The sequence below is a fragment of the Rothia sp. HMSC069C01 genome (assembly GCF_001814655.1).
Lineage (GTDB): Bacteria > Actinomycetota > Actinomycetes > Actinomycetales > Micrococcaceae > Rothia > Rothia dentocariosa.
This window is the reverse complement of record NZ_KV817383.1, coordinates 201,068-202,328: the sequence shown is the minus strand read 5'-3', so window position 1 is coordinate 202,328 and position 1,261 is coordinate 201,068. Positions and strand designations below refer to the sequence as shown.

Sequence of the window (1,261 nt, the reverse complement as noted above, 5' to 3'; positions counted from 1 at the left end):
TCTTCAGCAGCCCAACGCATATTAAAACCTTCAGGAAAACTGTAGGTGGGGTCGATAGTTTTAACGAACCGCTTGGCGAAGTCCATATACGATATCACCCCAGCACAATCAACAGTAATGACAGCCCACCCCTCCGCTTCCAGATAGGGCAGCATATGGTTCTCCCAGTACCCATCTTCACGGATAAACAAAGGAGCTACAAAAGATTTCGGCCTTTCTGGTGTATAAGCCATGGTTATTTTTCTCCCTTACTCTACTATCAGGATAAACGTGTGATAATGATCCGGGCTGTAATAGATACTGCCATTACTCCCCACTATCAACCGGTCATCACCACGAGTCGTCTCAGGTTTCCCGTTAGGCTTCAACTCAACTTTACCGTTTTCACCAATCTTCGGTTGAGGTGCCATGAAATCCATTTCCGTATAGGTGATAGGGTTCCCCTTACCAGCAGTTGCGGCAGAACAGCCTCTATAGCTTTCTTGCTTAACGACAGATATAAAAAGTTTAGTTGTCCGTAACTTCGCTATAAGTTACAGACAACTAAACTCAAGAAAGAACATGATCGATTATTCGGGATCGTCAAATTCACTATGCACTAGGTGCACTTTCGAGGCAAGAGCAGGGTCATAAAATGGTGATTCAGGATAATATCGAGGATCATCAACATAGATGCCCGTAGTCTGTGAACTATGGGTAGTAACGCCAAAAAGCTCCCCATACTTATCGTATAGAGGGTCCGGGGCGCCGTTCGGGAAGTTCCTGCGCTGTTCTTCCTCAAAGTCAGACCATGGATACCGCACGCCCTCACCGGCAATCATCACATTTTCTGCACCCATCAGCTCCTCAAGCTGCGGAATATATGAGGTGGGAAGACCAATGCCATACCCCACCACCACAGGATACTGCTCGTAAATATACCCACGAAGATCAGAATAGTGATAGCTCATATTTTCAAGAAGCTTGATCGCATATATTGCTGAAGACTCTGGATCTGCATCATGATGCATAGATAAAAAGTCTCCAAAGTTTTTATAGTAGATAAAAAAACCTTGCCGCATAGATACTCCAGATATTTCCCTGACAAGATTTTCATACCATATCGGACTGATATATTCGTTATCACCAACGCTAAAATTAAGTGCCCGTAGAAGCCTCCTGCCAAAATCTACTATATCTTCCACACCAACACAGTCTACTTCAACGATATACCAACCCTGCTGCTGTAAACGAGGCTTCATGATTTTCTCCCAGTACCCGC

Annotated in this window: 1 protein-coding gene and 1 pseudogene; both read right to left on the bottom strand. The window is 44.6% G+C overall.

All coding sequences use genetic code 11. The features are described from left to right. Nucleotides 1–233, bottom strand: a pseudogene (locus HMPREF2981_RS03900) (hypothetical protein); the annotation flags it as partial. 336 nt (nucleotides 234–569) lie between these two features. Then, nucleotides 570–1,261 (bottom strand): hypothetical protein (locus tag HMPREF2981_RS03890; RefSeq protein ID WP_070660898.1); only part of this gene is annotated, 692 nt, incomplete at its 5' end.